The sequence below is a fragment of the Psychromonas arctica DSM 14288 genome (assembly GCF_000482725.1).
In the GTDB taxonomy this organism is placed as follows: Bacteria; Pseudomonadota; Gammaproteobacteria; order Enterobacterales; family Psychromonadaceae; genus Psychromonas; species Psychromonas arctica.
In genome coordinates this window covers 35385-37816 of record NZ_KI519487.1, presented here as the reverse complement: position 1 = coordinate 37816, position 2432 = coordinate 35385, and the positions used below count along the sequence as shown (strand labels likewise).

Genomic DNA, 2432 nt, shown 5'->3' with positions numbered 1-2432 from the left:
TCTTACGGCACATCCATGTGCCAAACGAGCCTAATCCAAACATCCTGTTTGGTTTTGCTAAAAGCCATTGATGATTTGGGAAAACTTTACGGTGGTGTTGTACGTCCACAATGAGTCATTTTTTATTGTGACAGTTTGGACATTATTTTTTGTAGTCTCTTTATTCCCAAGCTTAAATTCTGTGATTTATTTCAGCCTGTGGGATCTGTTATTGTGACTGAATGAAGAACGTTATTAATGTGCATTTGATTTATTCATTTCGCTAATTAAATAGAAGCATCAAACACTTCATTTTACTTGTTTTTTTAAAAAACATTATTACTATAACGCTTGGTTGATTTATTTATAAAATAGTTTCAACCAATTCGACTTCAGGGCGGGGTGAAATTCCCCACCGGTGGTATTTTTACAAACAATATTTGTGAGTAAAAGAGCCCACGAGCGCCTAACTATTAAGTTAGGGTCAAGCAGATTTGGTGAGAGGCCAAAGCCGACGGTTATAGTCCGGATGGAAGAAGATCGATAACAAACAGATTAAAAGTCATAATAAATAATACTTTACGAATTTTGTAAATCGTTGAAGTATTTTTTAATAACTTTTTTAAATGATGACGAACCAAACTTAGTCCTATTTAGATAAGAATAAGTTTTATAATATTAATGACCTTTTTAAAGTCATTTAGCTTTGCGTATCATTACTACTCGATATTGTATTTAAAGCCTCTATGGGCAATTGAACATTTTATTTTGATGAGTAGTTTTGTCGGTTAAGTGGTGATATTAATTTAGTTTCGTCAAATTTTAGTCTGTCTGTTTTATTCTGTGATGTTTAACTTTTACTATTTTTATTAGTCATTGTAATAAAAAGTGTTGTGATTTTTATACTGTCTACATGCCTTAGTTAAAGGTGTGAATTGATGAGTTCGACGATTAACCACGTTAGTTTTTTATAATTACTTCTTTTGCGAAGTATTCGATAAAGAAACAGGTAAGTGGGCTTATTAATAGTTGAATTCAATCAGTAAAATAGATCACTATGGTGGTACAGTTATTTATAACTGCTAAAAGCTCAGCATCATTGAATTAGATTCGTTCCAAGCTCTGTCTTTCTATCCTTTTTATTTTTAGGAAATGTCATGACAGGTATTACTTTTATATTTTTTGCGTGCCTACTTTGGGCTGCTGATACACTTATCCGCTACCCATTACTTTTTGGCGGTTCAAGTGCACAACAGATTGTTTTATTTGAACATCTAATCCTTGTTACTTTGATTATCACATTTTTCATTGTGCAACGTCGCAAGCTCAACTTCCTTAGCCGCCAGACTATTGTGCCATTTATCGTTATTGGCATATTTGGATCTGCACTAGGTACCTTAGCTTTCACCGAAGCCTTTTATCTCGCCAATCCAACTGTGGTTATCTTATTACAAAAGCTACAGCCTTTAGTGGCGGTCACTTTAGCTTGCGTATTATTAAAAGAACAAATTAACTCGAGATTTTTTATTTGGCTAGGTTTAGCACTATTAGGTAGTTTGTTACTTATTTGGCCAGATCTACAAGCTTTACTTTCCAGTTTTAGAGAAGGGGATTTGGAGCATAATAATAAAGCGCTACTAGGTTACGGATTGGCTTTATTTGCGGTGATCAGTTGGGGAAGTGCAACGGTATTTGGTAAGAAGTTAAGTTCAAAAGGTTTGAATAGCATCGATCTCATGGCTGGACGTTTTAGTTTTGGACTTTTAGGTATGTTGCCTTTTGCGTTTATCACACCAACTTTAGTCACTACTATTGAAATAAGTGTTTTACAGAAAATTGCTATTTTGGCGCTGCTTTCAGGTGTTTTTGGTATGTATTTTTATTACCAAGGCTTAAAGCGGATCCCTGCTCATTGGGCGACACTTGCTGAAATGTTTTTTCCTGTAGCGGCTATCTTTATCAACTGGTTGTTTTTAAGTGTCGCGATGACACAGGTGCAATTGATTGGTGCAGCGACGCTTATTGCAGCTAGTACTATGATTCAGAAGCAAACAGCCCCAAAACAATCTATATGAATATTAATGAGCGGTAAGCGCTAATTGCTCTAATTCTTTAACGTATTATGTTGATGAGCTTTCTTTTGGCTTTGGCTCGACTGCACTCGTTGTGGTAGTTTGATTATCATTCATAGTAATTGTTAGTGGTTTAAGCTCGTCTGCGCTCGTCGAGGCAGCTTGGCTTCTATTAACAGTGTTTTCGCCTTGTCGGCGACCCTACTTTCTTTTGTCAGAAAAGAAAGTAGGCAAAGAGACTGACACCGAGGCGTTTTTTGCTCCAATCTAAACCGCCATTTTAAACGCATCATGTCAGGATGGCCGTCCATGGCCATTCTGACATTATCGCAAACGTCCTGTTTGCGATTGCTAAAATGCCAATTTAGCTTGGGAAAACTT

The 2432-nt window shown here is 36.1% G+C and carries 2 protein-coding genes and 1 riboswitch; of the genes, one reads left to right on the top strand and one right to left on the bottom strand.

Annotated features, from left to right (window positions below; all coding sequences use genetic code 11):
• The first annotated feature begins 363 nt into the window (after positions 1-363).
• A riboswitch (FMN riboswitch) is annotated at positions 364-525 on the top strand.
• A 611-nt stretch (positions 526-1136) separates the two neighbouring features.
• A complete protein-coding gene (locus H592_RS0120000; RefSeq protein WP_028870324.1) occupies positions 1137-2054 on the top strand; it encodes a DMT family transporter in 918 nt (305 codons plus the stop codon).
• A 122-nt stretch (positions 2055-2176) separates the two neighbouring features.
• Here the strand turns inward: H592_RS0120000 and H592_RS24480 are convergent.
• Positions 2177-2432, bottom strand: a 256-nt coding sequence (locus H592_RS24480) for a hypothetical protein (RefSeq protein ID WP_211235697.1), incomplete at its 5' end; no start/stop codon positions are given.

What these genes read in the sequence shown, in the direction of transcription:
- H592_RS0120000 (WP_028870324.1), top strand. Translation starts at nt 1,137, where the DNA reads ATGACAGGTATTACTTTTATATTTTTTGCGTGCCTACTTTGGGCTGCT.